Annotated in this window: 26 protein-coding genes and 1 tRNA gene; 12 read left to right on the forward strand and 15 right to left on the reverse strand. The window is 54.9% G+C overall.

Going from position 1 to position 24963, the window contains the following annotated elements:
• Positions 1-184: 184 nt before the first annotated feature.
• Both ACVW0B_RS00685 and ACVW0B_RS00690 read left to right on the forward strand, forming a co-directional pair.
• A complete protein-coding gene (locus tag ACVW0B_RS00685) occupies positions 185-673 on the forward strand; it encodes a Uma2 family endonuclease (RefSeq protein ID WP_457490700.1) in 489 nt (162 codons plus the stop codon).
• 320 nt (positions 674-993) lie between these two features.
• Positions 994-1608 (forward strand): Uma2 family endonuclease, encoded by a 615-nt coding sequence (locus ACVW0B_RS00690; RefSeq protein WP_414357405.1) that lies wholly within the window; start codon positions 994-996, stop codon positions 1606-1608.
• Between the two features lie 94 nt (positions 1609-1702).
• Here the strand turns inward: ACVW0B_RS00690 and ACVW0B_RS00695 are convergent, their stop codons facing one another.
• Entirely contained in the window at positions 1703-4414 is a 2712-nt protein-coding gene (locus tag ACVW0B_RS00695) for a phospholipase D-like domain-containing anti-phage protein (protein ID WP_011433328.1), read from the reverse strand.
• Positions 4415-4516: 102 nt separating this feature from the next.
• Between ACVW0B_RS00695 and ACVW0B_RS00700 the strand changes: the two genes are divergently transcribed.
• Together ACVW0B_RS00700 and ACVW0B_RS00705 are read left to right on the forward strand one after the other, a co-directional pair.
• Complete coding sequence (locus ACVW0B_RS00700; protein WP_414357407.1) at positions 4517-5032, forward strand: nucleotidyltransferase domain-containing protein; 516 nt, start codon at positions 4517-4519, stop codon at positions 5030-5032.
• Positions 4992-5441 carry a HEPN domain-containing protein gene (locus ACVW0B_RS00705; protein WP_414357408.1) on the forward strand — a complete coding sequence of 150 codons (450 nt, stop codon included), beginning with the start codon at positions 4992-4994 and terminating at the stop codon, positions 5439-5441. Before ACVW0B_RS00700 ends, ACVW0B_RS00705 begins: the two co-directional genes overlap by 41 nt.
• A gap of 21 nt (positions 5442-5462) precedes the next feature.
• Here ACVW0B_RS00705 and ACVW0B_RS00710 read toward each other — a convergent pair whose 3' ends face one another.
• On the reverse strand, positions 5463-8279 hold the full coding sequence (locus ACVW0B_RS00710; protein ID WP_457490701.1) for an anti-phage-associated DUF1156 domain-containing protein: 2817 nt from the start codon (positions 8277-8279) through the stop codon (positions 5463-5465).
• A gap of 52 nt (positions 8280-8331) precedes the next feature.
• On the opposite strand from ACVW0B_RS00710, the gene ACVW0B_RS00715 reads away from it, so the two are divergent.
• Positions 8332-8571, forward strand: a complete 240-nt coding sequence (locus ACVW0B_RS00715) for a DUF433 domain-containing protein (protein WP_011433325.1) — start codon at positions 8332-8334, stop codon at positions 8569-8571.
• On the forward strand, positions 8571-8741 hold the full coding sequence (locus ACVW0B_RS00720; protein ID WP_187147225.1) for a DUF5615 family PIN-like protein: 171 nt from the start codon (positions 8571-8573) through the stop codon (positions 8739-8741). The genes ACVW0B_RS00715 and ACVW0B_RS00720 overlap by 1 nt, the downstream gene beginning before the upstream one ends.
• An 89-nt stretch (positions 8742-8830) precedes the next feature.
• Here the strand turns inward: ACVW0B_RS00720 and ACVW0B_RS00725 are convergent, their stop codons facing one another.
• The 6 genes from ACVW0B_RS00725 to ACVW0B_RS00750 all read right to left on the reverse strand — a co-directional run bounded on the left by ACVW0B_RS00725 (position 8831) and on the right by ACVW0B_RS00750 (position 13895).
• Positions 8831-9049: a hypothetical protein gene (locus tag ACVW0B_RS00725; RefSeq protein ID WP_041437369.1), complete on the reverse strand. Its 219-nt coding sequence runs from the start codon at positions 9047-9049 to the stop codon at positions 8831-8833.
• A gap of 40 nt (positions 9050-9089) precedes the next feature.
• Entirely contained in the window at positions 9090-9767 is a 678-nt protein-coding gene (locus ACVW0B_RS00730) for an anti-phage-associated DUF3780 domain-containing protein (RefSeq protein ID WP_083757646.1), read from the reverse strand.
• The gene (locus ACVW0B_RS00735; protein ID WP_457490702.1) at positions 9764-12844 is read right to left on the reverse strand and encodes an anti-phage-associated DUF499 domain-containing protein; all 3081 of its coding nucleotides are present in this window, start codon (positions 12842-12844) and stop codon (positions 9764-9766) included. Before ACVW0B_RS00735 ends, ACVW0B_RS00730 begins: the two co-directional genes overlap by 4 nt.
• A gap of 145 nt (positions 12845-12989) precedes the next feature.
• Complete coding sequence (locus ACVW0B_RS00740) at positions 12990-13184, reverse strand: hypothetical protein (protein ID WP_011433320.1); 195 nt, start codon at positions 13182-13184, stop codon at positions 12990-12992.
• Positions 13185-13254: 70 nt separating this feature from the next.
• Positions 13255-13339, reverse strand: a tRNA-Ser gene (locus ACVW0B_RS00745).
• Positions 13340-13424: 85 nt separating this feature from the next.
• Entirely contained in the window at positions 13425-13895 is a 471-nt protein-coding gene (locus ACVW0B_RS00750; RefSeq protein ID WP_457490703.1) for a tetratricopeptide repeat protein, read from the reverse strand.
• Positions 13896-14132: 237 nt separating this feature from the next.
• On the opposite strand from ACVW0B_RS00750, the gene ACVW0B_RS00755 reads away from it, so the two are divergent.
• The 3 genes from ACVW0B_RS00755 to ACVW0B_RS00765 all read left to right on the forward strand — a co-directional run bounded on the left by ACVW0B_RS00755 (position 14133) and on the right by ACVW0B_RS00765 (position 16641).
• The gene (locus ACVW0B_RS00755; protein WP_414330041.1) at positions 14133-14765 is read left to right on the forward strand and encodes a DUF4384 domain-containing protein; all 633 of its coding nucleotides are present in this window, start codon (positions 14133-14135) and stop codon (positions 14763-14765) included.
• Between the two features lie 194 nt (positions 14766-14959).
• A complete protein-coding gene (locus tag ACVW0B_RS00760) occupies positions 14960-15355 on the forward strand; it encodes a DUF4346 domain-containing protein (RefSeq protein WP_414407603.1) in 396 nt (131 codons plus the stop codon).
• Between the two features lie 131 nt (positions 15356-15486).
• A complete protein-coding gene (locus tag ACVW0B_RS00765; protein ID WP_457490704.1) occupies positions 15487-16641 on the forward strand; it encodes an RNA-guided endonuclease InsQ/TnpB family protein in 1155 nt (384 codons plus the stop codon).
• Between the two features lie 31 nt (positions 16642-16672).
• Here the strand turns inward: ACVW0B_RS00765 and groL are convergent, their stop codons facing one another.
• From groL to ACVW0B_RS00785, 4 genes are all read right to left on the reverse strand, one after another.
• A complete protein-coding gene (groL, locus tag ACVW0B_RS00770; RefSeq protein ID WP_414418515.1) occupies positions 16673-18292 on the reverse strand; it encodes a chaperonin GroEL in 1620 nt (539 codons plus the stop codon).
• A 199-nt stretch (positions 18293-18491) separates the two neighbouring features.
• Positions 18492-18818: a 30S ribosomal protein PSRP-3 gene (locus ACVW0B_RS00775; protein WP_414330048.1), complete on the reverse strand. Its 327-nt coding sequence runs from the start codon at positions 18816-18818 to the stop codon at positions 18492-18494.
• An 88-nt stretch (positions 18819-18906) separates the two neighbouring features.
• Entirely contained in the window at positions 18907-20022 is a 1116-nt protein-coding gene (locus ACVW0B_RS00780) for an NAD(P)/FAD-dependent oxidoreductase (protein ID WP_457490705.1), read from the reverse strand.
• 11 nt (positions 20023-20033) lie between these two features.
• Positions 20034-20513, reverse strand: a complete 480-nt coding sequence (locus tag ACVW0B_RS00785; RefSeq protein ID WP_041437363.1) for a GNAT family N-acetyltransferase — start codon at positions 20511-20513, stop codon at positions 20034-20036.
• A gap of 152 nt (positions 20514-20665) precedes the next feature.
• On the opposite strand from ACVW0B_RS00785, the gene ACVW0B_RS00790 reads away from it, so the two are divergent.
• Both ACVW0B_RS00790 and ACVW0B_RS00795 read left to right on the forward strand, forming a co-directional pair.
• Positions 20666-21418: a Uma2 family endonuclease gene (locus tag ACVW0B_RS00790; RefSeq protein ID WP_011433311.1), complete on the forward strand. Its 753-nt coding sequence runs from the start codon at positions 20666-20668 to the stop codon at positions 21416-21418.
• Between the two features lie 87 nt (positions 21419-21505).
• Positions 21506-22138, forward strand: a complete 633-nt coding sequence (locus ACVW0B_RS00795) for a lysophospholipid acyltransferase family protein (RefSeq protein WP_457490706.1) — start codon at positions 21506-21508, stop codon at positions 22136-22138.
• Here ACVW0B_RS00795 and ACVW0B_RS00800 read toward each other — a convergent pair.
• Entirely contained in the window at positions 22107-22556 is a 450-nt protein-coding gene (locus ACVW0B_RS00800; protein WP_457490707.1) for a (2Fe-2S) ferredoxin domain-containing protein, read from the reverse strand. The two genes, ACVW0B_RS00795 and ACVW0B_RS00800, sit on opposite strands and share 32 nt — an antisense overlap.
• Positions 22557-22615: 59 nt before the next feature.
• Between ACVW0B_RS00800 and ACVW0B_RS00805 the strand changes: the two genes are divergently transcribed.
• Entirely contained in the window at positions 22616-23176 is a 561-nt protein-coding gene (locus ACVW0B_RS00805; RefSeq protein ID WP_457490708.1) for a 2'-5' RNA ligase family protein, read from the forward strand.
• 22 nt (positions 23177-23198) lie between these two features.
• On the opposite strand, the gene gap is transcribed toward ACVW0B_RS00805, so the two are convergent.
• Both gap and ACVW0B_RS00815 read right to left on the reverse strand, forming a co-directional pair.
• The gene (gene gap / locus ACVW0B_RS00810; RefSeq protein WP_414407135.1) at positions 23199-24218 is read right to left on the reverse strand and encodes a type I glyceraldehyde-3-phosphate dehydrogenase; all 1020 of its coding nucleotides are present in this window, start codon (positions 24216-24218) and stop codon (positions 23199-23201) included.
• A gap of 156 nt (positions 24219-24374) precedes the next feature.
• Complete coding sequence (locus ACVW0B_RS00815; protein WP_187147224.1) at positions 24375-24935, reverse strand: Crp/Fnr family transcriptional regulator; 561 nt, start codon at positions 24933-24935, stop codon at positions 24375-24377.
• Between the last annotated feature and the right edge of the window lie 28 nt (positions 24936-24963).

The raw sequence follows: 24963 nt of genomic DNA on the forward strand, positions 1-24963 counted from the left end.
GTCGGCTCCCCACCACCGGTCTTTACCCCAGAATCGCAGGATACCTCTCATCATGGAGAGGCCGACGAAGGATACAGAGAGGTTGGCTGCACTTGCGACCGAGAGAACCCGAAGGCCACCGCGTCGAGCTTCTCGACACCCGACTGACCGTTTGAGCCATTCTGCCGCTGCCTGAGGAGATGCCATGACCACTGCCCTCGCCCCCCGTAAAACCCACACTTCAGAGGAATACTTTGCCCTGGAAGCTGAATCAGAGGCCACAGGCGGGATCCGCCGTGAATTTCGCAATGGGGAAATTATTGAGATAACTGGCGGCACACCCATTCATAGCCAACTGATTACCAGTGTCAATGCCCTACTTTGGCTTAAGCTAAGAGGCAAGGGTTTTTCCGTTTTTTCTAGTGATCTCAGACTTTACATACCTGCCTTCGAACAATATGTCTATCCCGATGGTATGGTGATCCAAAACCCAGTTCAGCTTAAAGAAGGGCGCAAGGATACTGTCACTAACCCTATCTTAATTGTGGAAGTGCTCTCGCCTGCCACCGAAAGCTACGATAGAGGAGCGAAGTTTGCTGCCTATCGCTCTCTCCCAACTTTACAGGAGTATCTGCTAATTGACCAAGCTCGAATCAGTGTAGAACACTACCGCCGCCAGGGAAATGTCGAGTAGATCTTCAGGGACTACCATGCCCTGGATGATGTTGTTACGCTGCCATCTGTCAACATCACTTTTTCCCTGGCAGACATTTACGGTGATATTGAATTAGAGCAAGATTCAAATGCAACACGCTCCTGACAAGAACCTACTCCCCCACTTGAAACGTAGATGAGGCAAGTTGGGAATGCCTGAAGTGATTCTGCTAGATATCTACATCCGGCTCTGGCTAGGGTTACACGGCTATGCCATAAAAGACTATTAAAGGATGAGATGGGCGACAATGTTTGCAGAAGTATCTAGGGCCTTTTAACTCATTCAAGGGAGGAAAAACTATGACTGCTACCTATGCTGTGTCTTCTAAGCCAATGACTTTTGCTGAGTTTCTGGAGTGGAAACCTAACAGACGATACGAACTACACAACGGAGTTGCGGTTGAGATGCAACCCACAGGGAAACATGATGAAATCAGTGGTTTTCTTGCCATCGAATTGGCATTAGAAATCCGCAGGTGCAACCTCAACTATTTTCTAGGTCGGGACACCTTGATCAAGGCGCCGGAAGGCGATACTGCCTACGCTCCTGATGGGGTGGTGATTGACCGTACCGCCTTGGCCAGAGAACCCCTGTGGCAGAAATCCTCGACGCTCATCCACGGAACCTCTATTCCTCTTGTCATTGAAATTACCAGCAACAACTGGCGAGATGACTACTGGCATAAGCTGAGTGACTACGAGACGTTAGGTATTGCCGAATACTGGATCGTTGACTACCAAGCGTTGGGGGGTCGTCGGTACATTGGCGAGCCGAAGGTTCCCACAATCTCGGTTTTCCAACTGGTCAATGAGGAATATCAGGCGCAATTATTTCGGGGCAATGACCGGATTCGCTCTAAAGTTTTCCCTGAATTAAACCTCACGGCTGAGCAGATTTTTCGGGCTGGAGCCTAGCATGGTCAAGGCACTTCCGCCCGTATTAACTCGTGGTCAGAGGCAACTTTTTCCAGCCCATTGGCAGAAGCATATCGAATTGGCTGATATATGGCTACCACCCTTCTGAAAGACGTTCCACAATATCCCGACGGGACAACACCTTTTCGCAGGTCTCCCATCTTGGGCCTTTTGGTTCAACTGTGCTTGCGTAGCGCAGCTCAAAAGCGTTGGCCTGTTTCTTGCGCTCTGTAAACTCCTGCAATTTGGCCTCCAGAGTTTCGATATTCTCAATCCACTCATCTTCGATAGTATCGGGCAAAGAACCGAACAAGTCGTAGCGATCTTTCATCCGCTGAGAAAGCACCTCGTATACCTTTTCGTCGTGGGTACCGTGGTACACCAGGTTGAGCATGTCCACACGGTCGCGGGTCTGACCAAAGCGCTTGATCCGCCCGATGCGCTGCTCTAGGCGGGAAGGATTCCAAGGGAGATCAATGTTGATCAGCGTGCCCAAAGTTTGGAGATTCAGACCTTCACAAGCAGCATCGGTGGCCACCACCAGCCGAATGGTACGCTCTCGCACGGCTCTCTTGATATCTTCCCGCTCTGCGCTCCGCCATTCTCCGGCAAAAAACAAACCCGACTTGTGGGCGCCTGCATAGAGAGCCACACTTTCTTGAGGCAGACGTTGGCTCAGGTTGTTGGCCACCCAATGGGCGGTATCAAAATACTGGCTGAAAATGATGCATCCCAAGTCCAGCCAGTGTCGTTCCTGTAGGAAATAGAGGACGGCATCGAGTTTGGGATCCGTGCTCTTTTGGCTCAAGACGCTAACAATGCGCTCCAAATGGGCATATTCTGCCTCTAAAATCTCTGGAAGGTTGTCTAACAGCCAATCTTCTTCTCCGTCCTCCTCAAAAAAACGCCGCTTTTCCAGTAGTTTCTGAGCCGTAGATAGGCCGCTGGCAATACTGGAGCAGATCCGGCTTTGCATGATGCTTTTCATAAACCCAGCGGATTGGGTACGCTGTCTCAAAGCCCTAGCAAAATCTTGGGCAGCTTCATAGGCCACATCAAATTCGGGAGAAGTGAGCAAACCCAGCCCACAGAACATGGGCAATTGCTCTCCCTCGCTCGGCCAAATATCGACGGCAATCCGCTCAAGCAAGCCCAATTCTTCCAAGGTAGAGCGTTTTCGCAATACGGTATGGCGCAGAATTGGGTTGTGTCGCTGGAAAAAAGTCAGCCCCTGTTGGCGCTCTTCCAGGGCATCTCGCAGTTCTTGGCGGGTGAAGTCCTCCAATTCCGTCAGGGGCTTATCTGTGAAGTGTTGACCTTTGAAGAGCTTCAGATCGCTGCGGATGTGGTCAAACAAGGGATCCTCAACAGATGGCGGCAGAGGATTGCGGAGCAAATTCCAGGCAAAATGCTCGTCGGTCACTGCTTGTTGTCCTGTCAAGATGGGCAGGATCCTTTGCGTCTGCTGCCACAACTGCTGATGCCGTCGTCCCAACACATGCTCGGCACCGCTGTTGAGCACTCCCAGCAGATCCCACAGTTCCTCAACATGGGTTTGGATGGGGGTGGCTGTGCCCAAAAGGACGTGCTTGGACTGGGTGGCCGCCTTGCCCATAAAGTCCAAGAGATTGTTGGGTTTGGGATCCCTTACCGTGACACCACGGGTACAGCGGGCGCGGTGGGCCTCATCCAGGACAATCGTGCCAAAGCGTCGTTCCAAAAGGCATTGGGCTTCGGGGGCATTGTGAAAGATGAGACCCGTAGAAACAATACCAATTTGATAGGGGCAACGGCCAATACCTTCAGCACCCTTGGTTTTGATGATGTGCCCATTGGCATCTTGCCATACCTTGCGGTTGGAGAGCCACACAGCAGAGGGAATGCCCAGTTTATCTTTGAGTTCCACTTGCCACTGCTGGCAGAGGGTAGCCGGACAAAGAATTAAGGCTGGCCCATCTTCCAAAAGGCACGCCACCATCGCCGCAACCGCCAAAGACAAGGTTTTACCCAGCCCCACTTCATCTGCCAGAATGAGTCGCACTGCACCATACAGCTCTCGGTGTTCCAGGAACATTTCCACAAACGACTGCTGCCATGGTTTGAGAACCTCACCCCGGCGATAGAGAGGGGCTTCCACCAATGCGGCTCCAGGAACATCGACAGGTTGCAAGTCTTGAAGAAATACCTCTACCTTGCGAGATAATCGCCCCACCTCTTCCACAATCGCTTCTGGCAGAGGAACACTCCGTTCCCACAGGTACTGAAACTCCGCTTCGACCCAAGCAACCCCTTCTGGCGACTGGTCTTCCCAGACAATTTCGTAATGCTCTTGCCATCCCTGCCGCGTTTCGTTGAGGCTGCCGATAAAAGCAGATTTGGTGCCATCTCTTGCCTCAATAACACCTGCTTTGCCGTGGAGAAAGGGGGCATCTGCGGCTGACACCACTCGCACTTCCACTTTGCCGCTTTTGAGGATTTCGTAAAGTTGACGGTAGCGGGGGCGCTGTAATAGGCTGGTGATCAATTCTCCTTTCTCTTCGTTCCATTTTTCTTTGAGCGCCATTTCTCTGGCCTGGCGGGAAGCTTTGCCGATGGCAATATCCCAGGGATCCAAGTCGCTGTTACAGACGATCTGCACCTGCTCGATGTGTGTAATCTCTTCAGTCACCAATTCAAAAATAGAAGAGCGAAAGTACCCAGCAATGCGCTTGTAGGTGCGTGCCTTTGCCAGGCGATCTTTGAGAAAGACATGGCTGAGCCGCTGCTGGCGGGAACTGAAACGGCGTAGGAAAGAAGTGCTGGACATGGCGGGCTGGGGTAAAATTGTAACAATACTCTAGCCTTAAAATGAGCAGCCGAAGGCGCAAGCAGCGTCTTTGCAGAATAAGCTGATCAGCGCAAGGTAGCCATGTCAACCGTACAAGAGTCTGCAGGCTTTCAGGGCAGAGAGAAGCGCAGCATAGGAATATCCGAAGCACAAGCGCGGCTTATTCAAGAGAAAATTCAATCCGTCTTTGGCTCGGATCTGTGGGCTATTGTTGTCTATGGATCCCGCGCCAATAATTCATGGGTTCACGGCTCTGACCTCGATTTATTAGTAATTGCAGAGAATATACCCGATTGCAGAAGCAGAGATGACTTACTGCTTCCTACCTGCAGGGATCTAGAAAAACTTCTTGGCTTGGAGATAAACTTTATCTTGCTAAAGCCCACAGAGCTATGCAGGCCAGCCAGCTTGACTTATGAAGTGGCTACCAACCACCACATCATCTATGAAAAGCAGAACTGCATCACGCAGATCAGGGATATAGTCAATCAACTCATCTGTGACAGTTTAATTACGTATAAAGTATGCCGGGGGATCCCCTATTGGGTGAATAACGATGAGAAAGAAATTAGCAAGAGACTACTATCAAAGGGCTAATTATCGCATCCAAGCGTTGTCATTCTTCTATGAGGTTGGCGATTACGCTGATGTAGTTCGGATGTGCCAAGAAATCATTGAGTTATTCATCAAAGCTTGCCTAATCATTAAGGGAATAAACTACGGCAAAACCCATGACCCTGGTGGCCAAGTAGCAGAAAATAGAGAACGGTTCCCAGAGCTTTCTGACGAGGAAATAGCCTTGCTGGAAAACATATCATTTGAGATGCGCAAAGATAGGGAGTTGGCTTTTTATGGAGCTGTAGATATTGTCCCCTTGGAATACTACAAACAAAAAAATGCGGACAAGGCTATAGCTTATGTTAACCAAATAAAGTCGATTGTTGAGAAATACTTTAACTCAGATGCTGAGCTTGAAGGAAGCCCTGGCAATACAACTTGTGAGTGAGTTAATCCTATAACTTCTTCTTCAACCCAAGCGTTCATTTCTGATAAGGGCGAGCAAGATCCCGGCGGCTGAGGACTCTTCTGGATAGCGGTGTTCTCGCTTGCGGGCAATGTATTGACAAAAAGCCACCAAATCATCCCGGCGCATGTGGTAGTTGGGCACCAAAGACCGCAGGTGTTCCATCACCTCATCGCTATCCGCCTCTTTCTGCAGTTCGTAGAGAGCAAACAAAACGGCTCGCAGTGCTGAGCGGCCAAATTCGCCCTCAAAGCTGCTCTTCTTGAAGTCTAGAGCATTTTTGAGTCGGGCATTGTTGGGCTGCTGAGAGGCCATCAATTCGCCATAGTCGCCAACTCGAAATGCCTTGGCAAAGTTCTGGTAGTTGTCCAGCTTCTTCAGCCCTACCGCTTCCAGTTCCATCATTTTCAGATAAAAGCGCTCTGCACCACAGCACCCCTCCCACACCCCCTGCGCGATGCCTTCAGGTACAAGATGCTCATTGGCAACCTGCACGGCATAATCAATAATTTCCCGAACGATATCTCTTTCGCCTTTGGGTCGGGGGCGCAGGGCTGCTGCCACCATATCCTGTCCATCAATGCGCCGGTAGCCCGTCAATACCCGCAACGCTGCCGCATAACCTGCCATTTGCAAATCGGCATCTTCAAACAGGTTTTCGGTGCGCCCCTTGCCTTGGGTGCTTTGATTTAGCCCCACCATAGTTTCAATCTGATGGGCAACTTCTTGCCGCACCTCTTCCACCAGCTCATCCCGATAGGCAGAAGTATCTTGCAACCGCTTACGCGCCACCAGCAACACCGTGCCTTGCACATAACCGCCCTTTTTGAGTTCAGAAGTGGTTTCGGTGGCAATGTACCAAGCGGCTGTAACTTGCAAGCCCGCCCCCCACATGATGCTGGCCATATCCGACCACACTTCGGCATCCTGATGGGTGAACATCACAATTTGCAAGCCGTTGTCGGGCATGTGGTTTGCCAAGGCAGTGTAGGCAGCAATCATATCCTGACGGAACTTTTCCCCCTTGCCCTGAATGGCCAACGCCCGGCGACTGTCCCACACCCAATCGGCAAATTCTTTGGGGGGATTCTTGCGCAACCACGCGATGAAAAATTCCGTGATCTCGTGGTAACGCACTGCATCCGCATACGGTGGATCGGTGATGAAAATGTTACTGGACTCAAGAACTTCCCTGGCAGGTGAAGCAACTATAGAGCTTGAGGACAGGATTTGAGCTTTACCCTTGTTCCAATCTGTACTAAGCGTATGATTCTCGTAGTATTTGACACCTCGTATTCCCCAATCAAAAAATGTATTGAGAGCTTGATTAGTAAAAACGTTTGATACTTTATCACAACCATCATTTGAGTCCCATTTCGTTAAACGTCCTGACCAATCCAATGACTTTGAGAAAATCAAGGCAAGTTCTGAGGCTCTTTTTTGATATTTGATGTTCTTAGAATAAAGCGCATTCACAAAAAGCTGTCGTGCATTAAACAAATGATGCCAATACGTCCAGCCCCGCGTGCGAATTAGCTCATCGGTTTTTTCTCCAGGTTCAATCGGCATATCGGGTACTAAACCAGCTTCTTGCCAAGCGGCAAGGTTTTCTCTAACGATTTGCTCTACTTTGCGCTCTCGTTCTAGGTCGGCGGGGGTGACGCTGGCAAAAAAGGTTTCTTGACGGCTTTTGCCCAAGGTTTCGGCGGTGATCCACTGAATGCAATACAGCCGTTCCTGAAAAATGTCGTCGGGGCGAGGCATAAAATCGTGCTTTTCCCAACGGCGCAGTTTATTGCCGGTGGTGCCATCGGGAAGGCGGTAATCGCCTCGGATGGTTTTAATAGGCGTGCGGTACTCTTCTCCACCCAGCACGTACACCAAATCGCCCTTTTGCACCGTGCCTTTGGCGGCGGCGGTCATTTCCGCTTCGCTGACCCCGGATACAATTTCAATTTCAAAACGTTTTTGGTCGTAATTGGGGATTAACTTGGCCACCACCTTGCGGGTTTTGCTAATCACCCAACTGGGAGCCATTGGCACCATCCAGCCCGTGTGAGGGCAACGAGTTTCCAGGCAATACAAATAGGCTTTGGCGCGGTTGCCGTGCTCATCATGCTCAATGCCTAGAGCAGTAATTTCCCGATCCACCGCCTCAGCCACTGCTTTTTGGGCTGCTTCAATTTCCCGACGGGTGGCTTCATCGGCTCCCACGATATTCAGCGCTCCCCAAGTGAGCATACAGGCAATGGGATTGAGGTCGCTGGCATAGACATCGCACCCTAACCTTGCCGCCTCAAAGGGAATTTGACCGCTGCCGCAAAAAGTATCCCCCACTCGTGGGCGATGCCCAAACCGCAAAATCCCCAGTTGTTCCACCAATTCCGGGAAACTGTGGGCATTTGTCCCCAAATGTTGGTTCACCCGATCCCAAATGGGGCCGTAGAGGGTGGCATCGTCGCATTCTTCCGGGCGTTTGCAGAGTTCCAGTTTTTCGAGGTAAGAGCCTTGTGCCAATTTGGGTTTATCCCGTTGCGATTTCAGACGGCGTTCCAAACTGCTGTCAGCAATGCCCATCAGCAACTCAAACACTTCCAGATCGGCTTCGGGGTTATCCGTTGCAGGTAGCAATGCCCCCAATACGCAAGCTTTGGCCAGGATCAGAGGTTTGCGCCCTTTCCAATAGCTCCCCAACGCCGTGAGGGTTTGGCCAGCCCCAGCTTTGCGTTCCTTTTGCGCTTCGGCGCTGATTTTTTGGGCAGGCAAGAGCCGCTCGATCAAACTCGGCTTATCTTTCCAAGCAAGGGGGATGATGGACAAGGGAGATCTCCAGCGATACCATCGATCATGGTAGCTCTTAGGGCCCTAAGCCGTGAACTGGGAAGACTATATTCATTCGGATCCCGATATTCTCCTGGGTAAGCCAGTTTTCAGAGGAAGTCGCCTATCGGTGGAATTTATTTTGGGGCTATTTTCGGCAGGCTGGACGGAAAAGCAGATTTTGGAAAACTACCCTACGCTGACTCCAGAAGCACTTAGGGCTATGTTTAGCTATATCCAAGAATGTATGCGTGAAATGAACTTCTACAGTTTTTCAGATAAAGTCAGTTGATGCAATTTCTCGTCAATGAAAATTTTCCACGCTTAAGTATCTGTCTATTGCGAGATGCTGGCTTAGATGTGGCATCGCTCTCAGAGGAAGCTCCAGGTACTAAAGATTTCGAGGTCTTGGCTAGAGCTGCACAAGAAAAGCGGATTATATTGACTTTTGATCGGGATTAGCGTCCTTTGTAAGTCTAGCTTGTCCAAATCTGGAATGGACTCTGGAAGAGCGTTAAACAACTTGCGAAACTGGGCAGTGGTGCGAGATTTCACAGTGTTTCGGGGTTTAATTCTTCCGTCTTGCCTGCTTGATACTCGGCTATTGCCTCGGCACCGAGTTTTGCTAACATATCCGCTGAAGAAGCAAAGGATTCTTCCCATCGCTGATCGTCTTCTAGCTCATCAAGAATCAGGCTGGCAATTGCATTTTGCTCCTCTGTGGGTAGAGCTTTTAACTTGCTAATCGCTTTCTCCAGCAGTTCTGTCATCATTTGCATTCTCCCAAATAGGCGGTTTTATCTATATAACTTAATCTCTTAGCTTTGTCGTGCCAATGGTTGCTTCACTATCCCAAAAGGGCGAGGGATCTTCTTGCAAGCAGGATAACAGGCTGAGTTGATCGGCTTCTACGGCTTCGCTACGCAAGCTATCGGAACAAGCTGGCTGGTATGGGCGCTTGACCGGAGTGGGCACACTCAGTTCCGTCAAGGGATTTTCTGTGAGGGCATAGCGCAGGGCTTTGCGCCAACCGATATTCCCGTGATCGACACCCCCTGTCGCCGCTGCTGTCATGGTGTAAAGCCACCAGCGCTCTTCTGGACGCAGCCCTCTCCAGTTGCGAATGGCATTGGGGATCGCCTCCGGTTTGGCCCGTTCTACTGCCCAAGCCAGCACCAGCAATTCCTTCCCCAGCAGACGTTCTACGAGGTTGCGGCCAGTTGTCCAACGGCTCGGATTCATTTTTTTCGCCCGCAGGCGGTCATTAAACTCTTGTTTGAGATCCTCAGCAATCTGGCTCCAGATAGACCGGCTGAGAACACAGCGCTCCGCAATGTCCGGCTGTCCGTTGATGCCCGCCTTGATGCCATAGACTTCGTAAATCAGCACAGGAGCGGTTCTGCCGGCAGGTATTTCGACCACAAAGTGGTGGGGATCAACGGTTTTGGGACAGCCGAACCCCACCGTCTCCCATTTTTTATCGCTCACTGCTCTACCTCTCCCGGCTCAGGATTGATTTCCAACCGATGCAAAAAGACTTCCAAATCGTGGCCGCTGCTGAAGCGTAGCTCGTCCAAGCGCAGACTCACCTCTGCCGTCTCATTGCCCAAAGCCTGACGTGCTATCGCAATAAACTGCTCAATGTCTTCCGCTTTTACCAACATATCGCTTCCAAACCGGGTGGTGATGGCTCGGTTCCCTTCCCCCACGGTTAGGGAGATCCCACCCGCCAGTCGCACACCCAAAGCCTTGCTCTGATTGATGGCCGTATAACTCGCCTTATTTCCTTGCAGGTTGAGGCGCTTGTGCAGCTTAGCCGGTTTGTTTTTGTCAATCACCGGCCCTTTTTGGTCGAGCGCCGGGATCGTGAAGTTGCGAGTGGTGCTCACCCCTTGATCTTCGGCGTAGGCATAGATGGTAACGGCTTCTGATCCCTCTAGTTCGATGGGGCCAGTGTAGAGGGTGCCTTCCCGTGGGTTAATGCCCGTGGTGTTCCAGCGAATTTGACCACGGGGTTTCACGGTTAGCTCTACGGTGCGCTTGCCGCCGCCAATACGAGGCTGGTGGGTGAGGGTCAGCGTATTCTTCCAAGCATAGACATCCCCTGTCTCGTGCCGGCCATCCGGGTCAATGGCGACAAACCACAGGGCAGTGTCATTGGTTGTCCAGATCGTATCGGGCACCACAGGGCTGTTGGCATCCACATTGGGCGCGTAGTCGTAGTGAACACGGCCATTTTTGCCCGCATCTCGAGGCAGAATTTCCAAGGTAGCCGTACCGGTGCGGTCATCGTATTCTCGCTGGGTGATGGCTACGGATGTGCGGGGGGGCGGAAAGGGCCCCTTTTCGATGTATCCATCTTCGGTGTACCGCCAGCGACCTTGGCTGACGGCTATCTGCCGCAGGGTATCCATTCCTTTGGGGGGCAACCAGGGCCAGCGCTCGTTGGTGATGGTGCGGGAAACCACGTCTCGCCAAGGGATACGCCGCTCTCCCCCTGCCGGCCACAACAGGTCTTCTGCTCGCGACAGCAACGCCTCGGCATTGGCTTCCACATCGACATACAGCTTGGATGCACCGACATCGGATAGGGCTTTTTCGATCTGCTCTTCAGCATGGAAGGTATTGCCCGTAAAGGTCATGGAGAGCTTGGTAGGAGTCAGTTTGCCCTTGATGGGGTAATAGACCCGATTGAACAGGCTGACCACAGTGGCGTTAAAGTCGTAGGCGGCTTGTTCGGCCTCTTCCTCCAGTTCTGCTTTGTGGGGGGATTTGTCTCCACCGGTTTCTTCCAGTACTCGGGCAACGGCCCACAAACGACGGGTTTTGTCTTCTAGGCTGGCCAGATTGGAGCCATCTCCGGTAACCACACAAAAGTTGTTCTTCTCGGGAACACTTTCCCAAAACTGCTGGGCCTCTTCTGGGGGTGTTTTGCTGTCTGGGCTGAGTACCAGGCACACCCGCGGGCCATTGAGGCGAATCTCATCAATTTTGGGCAGGGCTTGCACCTCTTGATAGGCAATCCGCCGTTGGGGTCGGAAAATTTCTTCCAGCCGCCGCTTCATTTCCGCATCAATTTTCGGCTGGGGAGCGTTGCGGGCACGGCTATCAATGCGCTTACGCAGGTTCTCGATGTTGGAAAAGTACCAAGCATCGTTTTCTTTGCGGTGCAGGTACCAGGCGTTGGCACGGAACGCTTGAAAAGCATCCTGAAATTCGCTGACATTCCGCTGAGGAGCTACTAGGTATTCCAAAAATTGCCCCTCGGTAAAGCCTTTCACGGCATCAACTGATTCAGACAGAGAGGCAGTCAACAGCAGGGCAGCAATCTGACTGGCAGCATCATGGCCCAGTTTTTGATCCACCAGTTCAGCGACAGCAGTGCCATTGGCCGCAATATCGTGGGCAATCGCTCCCTGTAGATTGCTGATTTTGTTGATCTCTTCCCGCACATCTGGGATGTTGAGGTTCAGATGCTGGCAACCGATCAGGTAGACATCGTTGCTGGGACGCTCCCATACCGACTGGATTATTTTTGAAACAAACTGCATCAAGCCGCGAGTTTGACGGTAGCTTTCGTTTTCCTTAAATAGGGCAATGATGTGCTTAACCGAAGGATGGAAAGGGTAAGAAGCATGAATTTCGGCGGCAATTTGTTCGGCAGTTTTGGCAATTGATTTGGCTCTGGCTGCATCTCCCAGCACTTTTGCGTAGGCAGAAGCAACTGCATCAATGGTTTGTACATTGGGCAGGGAGCTAAATAGCCGCTTGCGGAGAATGTCGTAAATTTCCGATGTGCCCAGGTCTACCGGTGTGATGGATCGCGCTTGGCGGTTGGTTTCTTGAGCGAAGTTACCGATTGCTTTTTGCAGTTCCCGTGAGGCTCCTTCGTAGCTGCCGGATAGGTTGGAAATGACAATGCAGCAGCGCTTTAACTTCAAGGCGGCACTCAGCAGGTTCGATAGGGCGTAGGTTGTCACTTGCGCCAATGTACCTCCGCCCACCATGCGGGTAATGGCGTAGTCGAAGTAGGGCGGCAGCTCGTCCAATAGAATGAGGGTGGGTTCATCTCCAATCAAATCAATCCAATCCTGCTCACTGGGGGCATCTGCTCCGTGCTGCCAAAATTTGACAAAAGCCTCTTCTTTCCCCAGTTGCCGGGCAATCTCTCCCCAAATAAACCGTTGCTCGAACTTGAGGCGTCCATTGATGGCAACCAGTTTAGCGTCGGCAAAAGGAGCATCTTGAGTGATGTCTGGCACAACCTCGGCACGCAAAGCGGCATCCCGCGCCAGCAACCCTAGGGCAATCATGGAGTGGGTTTTACCACCCCCCATCGCCTGTTTGAGTTCAAACACCGCTTGGTCGGAGCGACCTGCCAGCCGTTTGAGCCCCTGACGCAGCAACAGATCCATCCCGCGGGTAATGTGGTTTTTGGCGAAGAATGCCCGGGCATCCTCTGCTGTATGCTCGATAACATTCGACAGATTTTCAATTTGCTCAACTATGGCGTAGTTCAAGGCCATAGGATGAATTTGACAAACGTCTTTGACGGTGGGAATCATTGCGGCTAGCTCCTGCTACCCAAGATGGTGACCCTCTCTTCAACTAAAGGAACTGTGGGGGGTGTTTAGTATTTAGCAGAGCTGACACAGGCAGGCAAGGGCGGCTGTTCGATATTCATGTCCCGCCTTGTTTGGGATGCGACGGTCAGGATGGGGATCCCTCTGTGAGGATTTGGTTAACCTTTTCTGTCCACTGGGGATCTTCAGGTGCAATCACTATGCTCTTGGGTCGGGATCCCAGTTCCCGATAGATGGGCTCCACTGCGGGAGTGCCCCGCAACTGCCAAGCTATGTCTTTGAGCTGTTGAGTGGTCAAGGTCGATAAATCAAGGATGGTCATGTGGATAGCTCCCCCTCTGGGCCAGTGAATCTCTGTAGCTTCGACCCGTTGGGCTTTACCTCAAGATAAACGGAGAGGGTGGGATTCGAACCCACGGTGGCGTCAACCACGGCAGTTTTCAAGACTGCTTCCTTAAACCGCTCGGACACCTCTCCAAACTGCTGGGATCCCCAGGCTTTACTTATGTTACGCAATGGGTTTCTGGCTGTGCAATCGCTGCCGACCACAACCCCCACAGATTTACCCGCCACTGCCGCTAGAGACCTGAGTGGACGCCTGATGGTTGCGAATGGCCCGCTTGACCAAATTGAGGAAGGCAAAGGCCCGTTGGTCGGTGGGATCCAAGCGCATTACCGTTTGAAAGGCTGCTTCTGCCTGCTGTAGAACGGCCAGATCGATTTGTCCGTCCTCATCGGCTTCCAGTTGGGCCTTTTGCAAGAGGAGGGCCCCTCGATTGTAATGGGCTGCCACATGGTTGGGATCTGCCGCCAAAACGGCTTCCAGCTCTGCCAGGGCCGGATCCAGATAGCCGCTCATGCCCAGTACCCAGGCCAGCTTGTAACGAGCTTCGGTATGGGTTGGGTCGGAAGCAACCGCCTGGCGAAACGCTTGGATGGCAGCCTGGAAATCGCCCGCTTGTACCGCTGCGATGCCTTCTTGGTAGCTGTCGTGAGCCATGAGCAAGTTGGGGGTTGACTGGGAAGCTGGCATGAGGAAGGGATCCCTTACCTGTAGATTAACCCTTGCCAAACGTGTTGCCCCCAATTCCCATCCCAGGTACCGAGAACAGAGCCGTGCCCCCGCTGGTTTACCGTCTTTTCCCTCTTGGGGGTGCCATCTGCAGCAGGAGAAACTGCCGCGGCAAGAGATTGGAGATTGCGCAAAGCCTGACCCCCTCAACCTGTGCCCCTTCCTAGGATGAACATAGCCATTGATCGGTTGTGAACCATGAACGCCAAACTGCTTTTCCTACCGCTGGCTTTGGGGCTGTCTGTGGCTCCGACCACCGCTGTTTTTCCGCAAACCCTAGGCATCTACCCTCCTTTACAAAGGCTGCAACTGGCCGATACTCGTCAGTTGGATGTTGGCACCCGCTCCATCATTGTCAACCCCGTTCCTTCCGACCTGCGGGTGAATCTGGAGCTGGATCGGCACGGGTCTAACCCCATCTACCGGCCTGGCGAGCCGATTGCCATTACCCTGAGCACCAACCGCGATGCCTACGTTTACCTGTTCAGCATCCAAGCCGATGGCCGTACCCATCTGATTTTGCCCAACCGCTTTTCCGGTGGCAACGAGTTTCTGCGGGCCGGAGAAGTGCGCACCTTCCCGCCGCCAGGGGCCAGCTATCGGTTGACCATCGCTCCACCCTTCGGCCAAGCCCAGGTGTTAGCGGTGGCATCCCCCCGTCCGCTGAACTTCCAGGAGATCGCCTCTTTTGAGCAGAGTGGCTCCTTTGCCGACGTGCGGGTGCGGGGATCCCAACTGGGCAATGCCATTGCCCGCGCCATTATTGTCGAGGGGATCCCTTCCGACCAGTGGGTGACGGCCACTCGGTTCTATCGGGTTGCCCCGCGCTAATCCAAGCTCTGAGACCTCAGGTGGATGGCCCGCACAGGATCCCCTTCATCGGGTATATGACCAGCCCCACCGTTCAAGCTGGGAAGGAAGTCAACCACCCCAAAGGCTGCCCAAAGATTGGGTTCATCTGCCACAATGAGAGCAGCCAAAGGTAGTCTCGGCTACGTCCTGTGTGGTTCTGGGTCAGCCGTTCTATGTCCCCTTCCTCCAATCCCCTGAGCGAGCAGATTCGCAGTATTGACGACCATCTCTCCCGCCGACCCCTGGATCTGGATCCGGCGGGCTATTTCGTCATCTACTTGGATCGGGAGCAGAACCTCATTTGCGCCAAGTACTACAGCACCGTCATCAATGAGCGGGGGCTGGCCACCGATCCGGAAACAGGAGCTGTGATCCCGGCCAAGGGCTCCGTCAACCGATCCCCTGAACGGGTGTATGTTGGGCGCACGGCCAAAGAACTGTGTGTACAGATCTTTGAAAAGGAGCAGGAGAGAGTGGTCTCCCAGCTCAGCCATGCGGCCTACTTGGGAAGGGAGTTTCAAAAAGCCGAAGCTGCCCTGATCTCTGGCGAGGAGTACATCCAAGACTGATCCCTTCCCAGAAAGCTCACCAAATTTTCGGGCTGGAGACCCGCACCATAGCCGCAGGCTTGGTGTCGGGAGGTAAGCCCGCCTCCATATAGGTTTGCCGGTCAAAAGCCTGGATGAACTACAATAAGCCCATGAGCCAGACTATATCCGTACGTTGCAAGCTGATAGTCCCACAAGAGTTGCGTCAAGAAATTGACCGCACTTTGCAGGGCTTTGCGAATGCTTGCAACCAGATTCTCGACACCGCCAAACAAAAGAACTGCTGGAACACCGCCAAGCTGCACCACTTGGTCTATCGGCCGGTAAGGGCAGCAACGGGGCTGAAGGCCAACCACGTCTGTCAGGCGCTCCGTCGGGTGATCAGCAATGCCAAGGCGGTGAAGCAAGTCCACAAGTTCCGCCCCACCAGTCTGACTTTGGACGCTCGTACTTTTAAGTACCGAGAGTCCGACCAAGCCGTGGGCGTGACCCTGATGAGCGGACGGGTTTGGCTCAAGCTCAAGATTGGCGGTTATCAAATCGCTTTGCTGCGGGGGCAAACGCCCACCAGCGCTACTCTGTCCAAGACCAAGCAAGGGGACTACTACATCAACATCGCTGTTGAGCTGGACACTCCCCCGACTGGCAAAACTCCAAAGGTAATCGGAGTTGACTTGGGCAGGCGGGATATCGCCACCGCTAGCAACGGACGCTCTTGGGGCGGAGGATACATCCAGGCCGTCCGTGACCGGTTCAGCCGTGTACGCGCCAAGGTTCAATCCAAACGCACTCGCAGCTCTAGGAGGCTGCTGAGAAGGCTCTCTGGGAGAGAACGGCGCTACCAGACATGGCTGAACCATAACATCAGCAAAACCTTGGTCAGGGATGCCCAGGCTATTGGTGCGGCACTGGCTTTTGAAGACTTGACAGGCATCAGAGATTGCCTGAATCAGAAGTCTCGAAGTAAGGCTGAGCGGCGCAGGACTAACAACTGGGCGTTCTGCCAGCTCAGGATGTTTGTAGCCTACAAGGCTGCCATTGCTGGAGTGCCTGTGGTGCTGGTGCCGCCTGCCTACACCAGTCAGACCTGCCACAAATGCCTGCACATCCACCCTGAGCAGGGCAAGTCCTACCGCAGTGGCAAGTCGTTCAAGTGTGGACATTGTGGGTGGGAAGGGGATGCTGACCATAACGCTGCTCAAGTAATCTCTCTCCTTGGGGCGACTGTAAACTCGCCTGAAATTCCGAAACTTAGCTGTCCTCTGGGGCCGCTAGGGATTGGGATAAAGCCCGCACCCTGCGCATAGCGCGGGTGTCGGGTAGTTTACTTTCGCAAGACTACATCATCCCCTTAGGTGCAGAGCCAGCCGCCGGCTTGGGCTCAGGCTTTTCCACCACAATCGCTTCGGTTGTGAGGTACATTCCGGCTATGGAAGCCGCGTTTTGCAGCGCTGAGCGCACCACTTTGGCCGGATCGACGATCCCCTGGGCAAACATATCCACATAGGTTCCGCTCAGGGCATCGAAGCCAAAGGGCATCTCCTTCTCCAAAACCTTTTCCACCACCACTGACCCTTCCAGACCGGCATTGTGGGCAATCTGAAAGAGAGGGGCCTGCAAGGCTCGGTAAACAATTTCTGCCCCCACCTGTTCTTCGGCATTCAACTTGGCCTTGAAAGCCGGGATCCCTTTGGAGAGGTGCAATAGCGTCGCCCCGCCGCCAGGGACGATCCCTTCTTCCACCGCAGCTCGGGTGGCATTCAGGGCATCCTCAATGCGCAGCTTGCGATCTTTGAGTTCTGTTTCAGTGGCAGCCCCCACTTTGATCACCGCCACTCCCCCGGCTAACTTGGCGATGCGTTCTTGCAGTTTCTCGCGGTCGTACTCGGAATCGGTGGTTTCCAGTTGCTTGCGAATTTGAGCCACCCGCTTTTCCACCGCCGCCTTGGTGCTGCCATCGGTCACGATGGTGGTCTTGTCTTTGGTGACGGTGATCTTGCGGGCTACCCCCATCATGTCCAGGGTGACCTTATCCAGCTTGATGCCAACATCCTCAGAGATGAGCTGCCCGCCGGTGAGAATGGCGATATCTTCCAGCATGGCTTTGCGCCGATCCCCAAAAGCCGGAGCCTTGACCGCCACCGCATTGAGTACCCCCCGCAGGCGGTTCACCACCAATGTGGCCAGAGCTTCTCCCTCTACATCTTCCGCGATAACCAAAAGAGGCCGACCTTCGCGGGCCACCCGCTCTAGGATGGGCACCAGATCTTGCAGGCTGGAGATCTTGTTGCTGGTAATCAGCAGATAAGCATTCTCATACTCGGCCACCATCCGCTCCGAGTCTGTGACGAAATAGGGGGAAATGTAGCCGCGGTCAAACTGCATCCCCTCCACCACGTCCAACTCGGTTTCCAGCGACTTGGATTCTTCGACCGTGATCACCCCATCTCGCCCTACAGCATCCATGGCCTTGGCGATCATCTCTCCCACTTCGCTGTCATTGCCGGCAGAGATGGTGGCTACTTCGGCGATGGTCTTACGGCCTTCCACAGCCTTGGCGTGAGCCGCAATTTGCTCCACCAAGTAGGCGGTGGTCTTTTCAATGCCGCGTCGCAAGGCCACAGGGTTGGCACCCGCCGAGATGTTTTTGAGCCCTTCCCGCACCATGCTTTGGGCCAGGATGGTGGCTGTGGTGGTACCATCTCCGGCCACATCGTTGGTCTTAGAGGCCACTTCCCGCATCAACTGGGCGCCTGTGTTCTCCAAAGGATCGGCCAACTCAATTTCCTTGGCAATCGTGACCCCGTCGTTGACGATTTGGGGGGCACCAAACTTCTTCTCCAAGACCACGTTGCGTCCTTTGGGGCCAATCGTAACCTTGATTGCATCCGCCAGTTGGTTGATGCCCTGCTCCAATGCCTTGCGGGCCTCTTCTCTAAACAGAATCCGCTTTGCCATAGAATCCGCGATCCTCGTAAGTCTGACTGGGCTCCTACTTTGGGTACTGCCAGGCGGAGTGGGGTTCCCAGGAATCCTCCGGCTCGGCTAGCAGGGAGTTAGCACTCTAAACTCCCGAGTGCCAATCTAGCTCAAAGACGGGAGCCTGAGCAAGATGGGCAGATCCGGAGTCACGTTTTGGCTGACAGGGGGGAGAGGGCTAGGAGTTGCCGCCGATCAGGATGTCGGGAAACTGGGCCTGGGCTTCGCTGATGGGGCGGTTGCGCCCGCCGTTTTGCCAGTAGTTGATGAGTTCGGTGGCTCGGTTAAGCAGCTCGATGCGATCCACTTCGCTGATCCAAGTTTTGCTTTCCAGCTCAGCCTTAAGCTGCTCCCAAGCGTCATCCCGCGGCCAGAAAAAGTAGTGGGTGAGGGGGCTGCGGTTTTTGGCCACCACCTGATCGACGGCAATAGCCAAATCGTTTTCCAACCAGAGGGCTTTTAGGGCGAACTTCGGCAAGGCTCTCTTCTCCTTTGGGCTACTCAACGGACGATCCAATCCTAACCAGGCAGCCTTTCATTCTGACATATGTCCTGTCCATCGGCGGGCCGAGAGCCGGAAGATGGATACGGGCTCAGCCCTGTCTGGGGGCAAAGGGCCCTAGATCACAGAGGGCTGTTTCCCCTTTCAGTACCAAGTCCCGCAGGATGGCGGCGCTGATCGGGGCCAGCAACACTCCATTGCGATAATGGCCGGTGGCAATGAGCAGATTGGCGTAGCCAGGAGCCCAACCCAGGATGGGGGCGCGCTGTCCCACTGGTCGAGGCCGATGGCCGGCCCAATGATCCAACAAAGTTGCTTCGGCCAAAGCCGGGCAGAGTCGGATGGCGCGGGCCAGCAGATCTTGTAGCGCCAGCAGCGTCGGCTCGGGATGAGGGGCCTGAAATTCCACTGTTGCCCCCACCCACAGGGATCCATCCCCCAGGGGAACCAGATGCAGATCCGCGTCGGTGACCACGGGCCCCAGGGGGATCCCGGGGGCTTTGACCCGCAGGGCCTGACCTTTGACCGCTTGCAGCGGCACCTGCAGCCCCAGCTCTTTGGCCAGAGGAGAGCTGCCCAGACCTGCCGCCAGGATGACGTGCCCTGCCGAGAGGGTGAGAGCGGGCGTGTAAACCGTTTGCAGGCGAAAGGGGGGATCCGAGCTGCGCTGAATCTTCTGGACAGGCTGGTGGAAGAAAAAGCGGGATCCCTTGCGTTGGGCTGCTTCCAAGAGAGCCTGGGTTAGGAGCTTGGGTTGGACTTGTCGATCCTGGGGAGAGTAGATGGCCGCCGCCAGGTCGCTGCGCAGGCCGGGCTGCAGGGATCCCACTTCGGCAGGGCTGAGCAGATCTAGGCGGTAACCTGCTTGTCGGCGGGCCGCCAGGGTCTCTTGCCAAGCTTCCACTTCCTCCTCCCTGAGGAGTTTGAGAATGCCGCGCCGATTGACGGGCAAACTCCGGCCCAGGTCTTCCTCCAGCCGCGCGATTAGGGGATCGAACAGCTCCAGGCTTTTCAGGCGAAGCTGAACCGTCTCCCCACCCGCTTGCCGACTGGAAATGCCCACCAATACCCCCAGAGCTGCCCCTGTCGAGCCGGCGGCAGGATCCCCGGCATCGATCCCAACCACCGATAGGCCAGCCGCAGACAATTCGTAGGCGATGGCACAGCCCACCACCCCACAGCCGATCACCAGCACATCACAGTTCAACAGCCCAACCCTCAATGGAGATGCTTTTCGTAGTGATACTCCACAGAGTTGCTGCGATCGTGCAATTCACGAATTTCCGGCAGACGCACATAGCCGAGCCGCTCATAAACCCGATGAGCCGTCGTGAAGCGAGTATCTGTCCACAGATGCAGAGAGTCCGCCTGCTGCTGCCGAGCCGCAAATTCGGCCTGTTCAATCAAACGCCGACCCAAACCTCGACCCCGCACTGCGGGCAGGGTGTAGAGTTTTTTCAGCTCCATTCGCCCAGGGATCCCATCGGGCACAAGGCCGACACAGCCGACCACTTGATCCTGATGCTGCGCCACCCAAAGGGATCCCCCCATCTCCGCGAAAGCTGTGGCAGGCTGAAGCAACTCCGGCACTTCTTCGATATCCAATACACAGCCTGGATACTCCGCAAAGACCACCTGCAAAATGTGGAGCAGAGCCGCACTGTCGGAGTTTTCCGCAGGACGGATGTCGATCTGCATCGAGCAGCGAAGAAAAAGAAATCATCGTTAAGTAAAGCTTTCTCGATTGTACCTGGGCTTGCTCGAGGACTCTGTTTTCTCTGTTTCTCAGGGAGCAGAGGATCCCTGAGGTGAGCGGCTAAGATCGCTAGCATCCCCAACCCCATCTGCCCATGGATACTGAACTGCTGGTTCCCGACGTCGCCGATCTCGTAACAGAGGATGATACCCCGGTGGATAACTTTGCCTCGGAAAAACAGCAGCGCCTCCTGACTGGAGCTCTCTACAGCGCTTTGCGCGGCAAAACCTTTTTAGCAGCGGCAAATGTAGGCATCTACACCGCCATCGGTCGGCCCCCGATTGTGCCGGATGTTTTTCTCAGCCTGGACGTCACGGTGCCGGAGCAATGGTGGGAGAAGCAAAACCGTTGCTACCTGCTCTGGCAATTTGACAAGCCGCCGGATGTGGTGATCGAGATCGTCTCCAACCGCGAAGGCGACGAGCTGGAAGGCAAGCTGAGCCGTTATGAGCAGATGCGAGTTAGCTACTACGCGGTCTTCGATCCCAATCATGAGCTGGGGCCAGAGGAGTTGCGCATTTTCGAACTGCGGGGCCGCCACTACGCGGAAATGACCGAGACCTGGCTAGAACAGGTGGGGCTGGGCCTGACGGTGTGGGAAGGCGTTTTTGAGGGGAAACAAGCTCGCTGGCTGCGCTGGTGTGATGCCCAAGGGCAGTTGCTGCTGACCGGCGATGAACGGGCTGAGTTGGAGCGGGAACGGGCGGAGCAGGAACGTCAACGGGCGGAACAAGAACGCCAAAGAGCCGAACAAGAACGCCAACGGGCGGAACAGGAACGTCAACGGGCGGAGCGTCTGGCGGCAAGATTGCGGGCTTTGGGTGAGGATCCCGATTTGGAGAGCTGAAGCCCAGGGATCCCCTTCAGCACCCACCCTCCACTACACTCAGAGAGGGAACTGCTGCCGGAGTGGCAGGGATCGTTGGACTCACAGATGGGCTATCGCCGCCGGGATTGGTTGGCCTACTGGCTGCTCAAGTGGCTGGTGGTCAACCCCTTGTTTCGGGGACTGTATTTTGGGCGCACCTATGGGCAGGAAAACGTGCCTCGCCAGGGATCCCTCATCGTCGTCAGCAACCACGCCAGCCATTTGGATCCGCCGCTGGTGGCCAATGCGGTGCGCCGCCCGGTGGCCTTCATGGCCAAGGAAGATCTGTTTCGGGTGCCGGGGTTGAAGCAGGTGATCCAGCTCTACGGCGCCTACCCGGTCAAAAGAGGCGGCTCTGACCGCGCTGCCCTGCGGGCCACGGAAGCAGCTTTGGCGCGGGGATGGGCGGTAGGGATCTTTTTGAATGGCACTCGTACCCCCGATGGCCGCATTCCTCACCCCCACTTGGGAGCGGCCTTGGTTGCAGCCCGCACCCAAACGCCTCTGCTGCCTGTAGCCCTTTGGGGCACGGAAAAGGTCTTGCCCAAGGGATCCCGGTGGCCGCGCTTGTTCTGCCCCATCACGGTGCGCATTGGCGACGTGATTCCCCCCCCTGCTTCCAGCGATAAGGCCGATTTGCAGCAGGTGACGGCAGAGTGCGTGCAGGCTATCCATGCCCTTTTGGATCAGGGGCGCTGAGGGTATCTTGGGCTACCAGATACTCAACAACAGGGATCCCTCCCAGGATGTGCTTTTGAAGAATCTCCTCCACCACCTCCGGCGTGACCGAGTGGTACCAAAAGCCGCCCGGATACACCAGCAGCACAGGGCCGGGAACAGCATAGTCGCACGCCCGCAGGCAGTTGGCTTTGGTGCGGTGTACCCGCAGGGATCCCCCCCTCCCGATTTCCAGATCCAATTCTTTGATCCGCGATTTCAAATAGTCCCAGGCTTCCAATCCCACGGCTTTCTCACAACATTTGGGCTTGGTTTGATCTGCACAAAGGAACAAATGCCACTGGTAGGGCGGAATGGGAGCCGGCTGAGGCGCTTGGCCTGGGGATCCGGTTGCCGAGGAGGGATCCAGGATAGGGGAAGAAGCGACAGGACGCGACATAACAAGATGTTTGGGCTTGGCTACAGTTGCATTATCCCCTGTTCTCTAGGTTCTTACCGATGCTGGTGGATAACCCCAAGCAGCGACTGTTTCTTGCTCTGCTCCCCCCTCCAGCACTGCAAGAGCAGGTGACAGCCATCAAACAGCAGTTTGCCGAGCAATTTGCCAGCCAAGCGGCCCTGCGCTCGCCTCCCCACATCACTCTGGTGCCGCCGTTCGAGTGGCCCAGTTCCGATCTGCCGGCCTTGACGGGATCCCTAGAGGACTTTGCCAGGCGTCAGACCCCCGTCTCCATCCAGTTATCCGGCTTTGGGGCCTTCGCACCGCGCGTCATTTTTATCCATGTCGTGCCCTCCCCAGAACTGCAGCGGCTACAAGCTCAAGCCCATCACCACATGGGGATCCTTCTCAACCAGAAAGAGACAACCGCTCAGGGCCGTCCGTTCGTGCCCCACATAACCGTGGCCTTCCGAGACCTAACCCCCGCCCACTTTCGCGCCGCTTGGCCGCAGTTCAAGACCCGTTTTTTTCAAAGTTCCTTCACGGCGTCGGCTTTGACGCTCCTCCTCCACGACGGCAAACGTTGGCAGGTTTTTGCCCAGTTCTCGATGGGGGAATGATGGGGAAGCCAACCGAAGCAGCCTACTCCACCCAGTGAGCAGCCATGTACTCGGCCAGATCCACCACCCGCTGGGAGTAGCCCCACTCGTTGTCGTACCAAGCCATGACCTTCACCAGATCCCCATCCAGCACACTGGTCATCTCCGCATCCACAATGGCCGAACAATCGTGGCCGCGGTAGTCGATGGAGACCAATGGAATATCCGAGTAGGCGATGATCCCTTTCATCGTGGTTTCCGAGGCTTCCTTCAGGGCAGCGTTTACCTCCTCGGCAATCACGCGCCGCTCCGTCTGCACCACCAAGTCCACCAGAGACACATTGGGCGTGGGAACCCGTACCGCCACCCCATTCAGCTTGCCTTTCAGCTCCGGGATCACCAAAGCCACCGCCTTGGCAGCCCCCGTGGTGGTGGGCACCATGCTCAATGCTGCTGCCCGGGCCCGCCGCAGATCGCGGTGACCACCATCTAAGATCCGCTGGTCGCCGGTGTAACTGTGGGTGGTGGTCATGGTGGCACGGAGGACGCCGAACTTGTCCAGCAACACCTTGATGATCGGGGCAAGGCAGTTGGTGGTGCAGCTGGCGTTGCTGACAATGTTGTGCCGCACCGGGTCGTAGGTGTGTTGATTAACACCGTAGACAAACGTGGGAATGTCTCCCCCCTTGGCCGGAGCGGTGATCACCACCTTTTTGGCTCCCGCTTCTATGTGCTTAGAGGCACCCTGGTAGTCGACAAAAACACCTGTAGCTTCAATAACAAGATCCACCTTCCACTCTTTCCAGGGCAGGTTGCTGGGGTTGCGGTCGGAAACGGCATAGATATGCTTGCCGTTCACCACCAAACCATTTTCTGCAGGCTCAACGTCTGCTCCCTGCAACGGCCCAAGGATGGAATCGTACTTGAGCAGGTGGGCAGCCGTGCGAGCATCTGAGGTGTCGTTGATGGCAACAATGTCCAGGTTGGACTGGGAGCGACCCAGCCAACAGCGCAAAAAGTTGCGACCAATGCGACCAAACCCGTTGATGGCTACCCTAACCACTGCTCCTGACCTCGCTGCTTGAAATCTCTTGGGGGCTGCTGCTTAGCACATGATATCGCAACCCCTGAACATTCTGAAGACAAAATTTGGGATCCAAGGGGTTGTCTTCGTGGACGTTGACCTGCAAACCTATGCGGAGCAGGGATTGAGCCTCTTTCAAGCGGGATAGCGCTGGTGCAGCAGAGCCATAGCCGAGGCTACATTTTCTACCCCTCGCTGCTCCAGCAGATCCGTGAACATACTATCCAGCCAGTAAAGGTGCTCGCTGATGATCTGGCTCCAGGCGCGGTAGAGTTTCACCTGTACTTCCAGAGGCAACAGGATCAGCCCTTCGGTGGAAAGGCGTAGGGTTTGCACCTCGGTCATGCTCACTGCCGTAAAGGAGCGCCGCCGCCCCGTCAGCAGAGAAAGTTCCCCAAACAAGCGCCCGGCGTGCAGCGTGGCCAGCCAATAATCTCCCGGATGTCGCACGTACTGGCGACGCAGCTCCACCACTCCACTGAGGATCATGTACAGGTCACTACTGGGATCCCCCTCTTGAAAGATCACCTGACCAGGAGAGAAGCGGCTGGGCAACAGGGCTGCCGTCAGCGCCTTCCACTCGGCATCTTCCAAAGATTGGAAGAGCAAGTGCTCGCGAACACGCTCAAACGGATAACGGGGGCTGCTCATGATGTCGGTGGGCCAGAGGGGTACCTGAGGCCGGCTCCGTTTCATCCTACCGCTGCCGGCAGGGTGTTGGGAG

Source organism: Thermostichus sp. MS-CIW-23 (genome assembly GCF_054059455.1).

Excerpts from the sequence above, each read along its gene's own strand:
- ACVW0B_RS00815 (WP_187147224.1), bottom strand. The coding sequence starts at position 24,935 with ATGAAACGGAGCCGGCCTCAGGTACCCCTCTGGCCCACCGACATCATG.
- ACVW0B_RS00740 (WP_011433320.1), bottom strand. The coding sequence starts at position 13,184 with ATGACCATCCTTGATTTATCGACCTTGACCACTCAACAGCTCAAAGAC.
- ACVW0B_RS00755 (WP_414330041.1), top strand. The coding sequence starts at position 14,133 with ATGAACGCCAAACTGCTTTTCCTACCGCTGGCTTTGGGGCTGTCTGTG.
- ACVW0B_RS00705 (WP_414357408.1), top strand. The coding sequence starts at position 4,992 with ATGAGAAAGAAATTAGCAAGAGACTACTATCAAAGGGCTAATTATCGC.
- ACVW0B_RS00720 (WP_187147225.1), top strand. The coding sequence starts at position 8,571 with ATGCAATTTCTCGTCAATGAAAATTTTCCACGCTTAAGTATCTGTCTA.
- ACVW0B_RS00800 (WP_457490707.1), bottom strand. The coding sequence starts at position 22,556 with ATGTCGCGTCCTGTCGCTTCTTCCCCTATCCTGGATCCCTCCTCGGCA.
- ACVW0B_RS00795 (WP_457490706.1), top strand. The coding sequence starts at position 21,506 with ATGGGCTATCGCCGCCGGGATTGGTTGGCCTACTGGCTGCTCAAGTGG.
- ACVW0B_RS00750 (WP_457490703.1), bottom strand. The coding sequence starts at position 13,895 with ATGCCAGCTTCCCAGTCAACCCCCAACTTGCTCATGGCTCACGACAGC.
- ACVW0B_RS00805 (WP_457490708.1), top strand. The coding sequence starts at position 22,616 with ATGCTGGTGGATAACCCCAAGCAGCGACTGTTTCTTGCTCTGCTCCCC.
- ACVW0B_RS00700 (WP_414357407.1), top strand. The coding sequence starts at position 4,517 with ATGTCAACCGTACAAGAGTCTGCAGGCTTTCAGGGCAGAGAGAAGCGC.
- groL (WP_414418515.1), bottom strand. The coding sequence starts at position 18,292 with ATGGCAAAGCGGATTCTGTTTAGAGAAGAGGCCCGCAAGGCATTGGAG.
- ACVW0B_RS00785 (WP_041437363.1), bottom strand. The coding sequence starts at position 20,513 with ATGCAGATCGACATCCGTCCTGCGGAAAACTCCGACAGTGCGGCTCTG.
- ACVW0B_RS00695 (WP_011433328.1), bottom strand. The coding sequence starts at position 4,414 with ATGTCCAGCACTTCTTTCCTACGCCGTTTCAGTTCCCGCCAGCAGCGG.
- ACVW0B_RS00765 (WP_457490704.1), top strand. The coding sequence starts at position 15,487 with ATGAGCCAGACTATATCCGTACGTTGCAAGCTGATAGTCCCACAAGAG.
- ACVW0B_RS00760 (WP_414407603.1), top strand. The coding sequence starts at position 14,960 with ATGTCCCCTTCCTCCAATCCCCTGAGCGAGCAGATTCGCAGTATTGAC.
- ACVW0B_RS00735 (WP_457490702.1), bottom strand. The coding sequence starts at position 12,844 with ATGATTCCCACCGTCAAAGACGTTTGTCAAATTCATCCTATGGCCTTG.
- ACVW0B_RS00685 (WP_457490700.1), top strand. The coding sequence starts at position 185 with ATGACCACTGCCCTCGCCCCCCGTAAAACCCACACTTCAGAGGAATAC.
- ACVW0B_RS00725 (WP_041437369.1), bottom strand. The coding sequence starts at position 9,049 with ATGACAGAACTGCTGGAGAAAGCGATTAGCAAGTTAAAAGCTCTACCC.
- ACVW0B_RS00790 (WP_011433311.1), top strand. The coding sequence starts at position 20,666 with ATGGATACTGAACTGCTGGTTCCCGACGTCGCCGATCTCGTAACAGAG.
- ACVW0B_RS00690 (WP_414357405.1), top strand. The coding sequence starts at position 994 with ATGACTGCTACCTATGCTGTGTCTTCTAAGCCAATGACTTTTGCTGAG.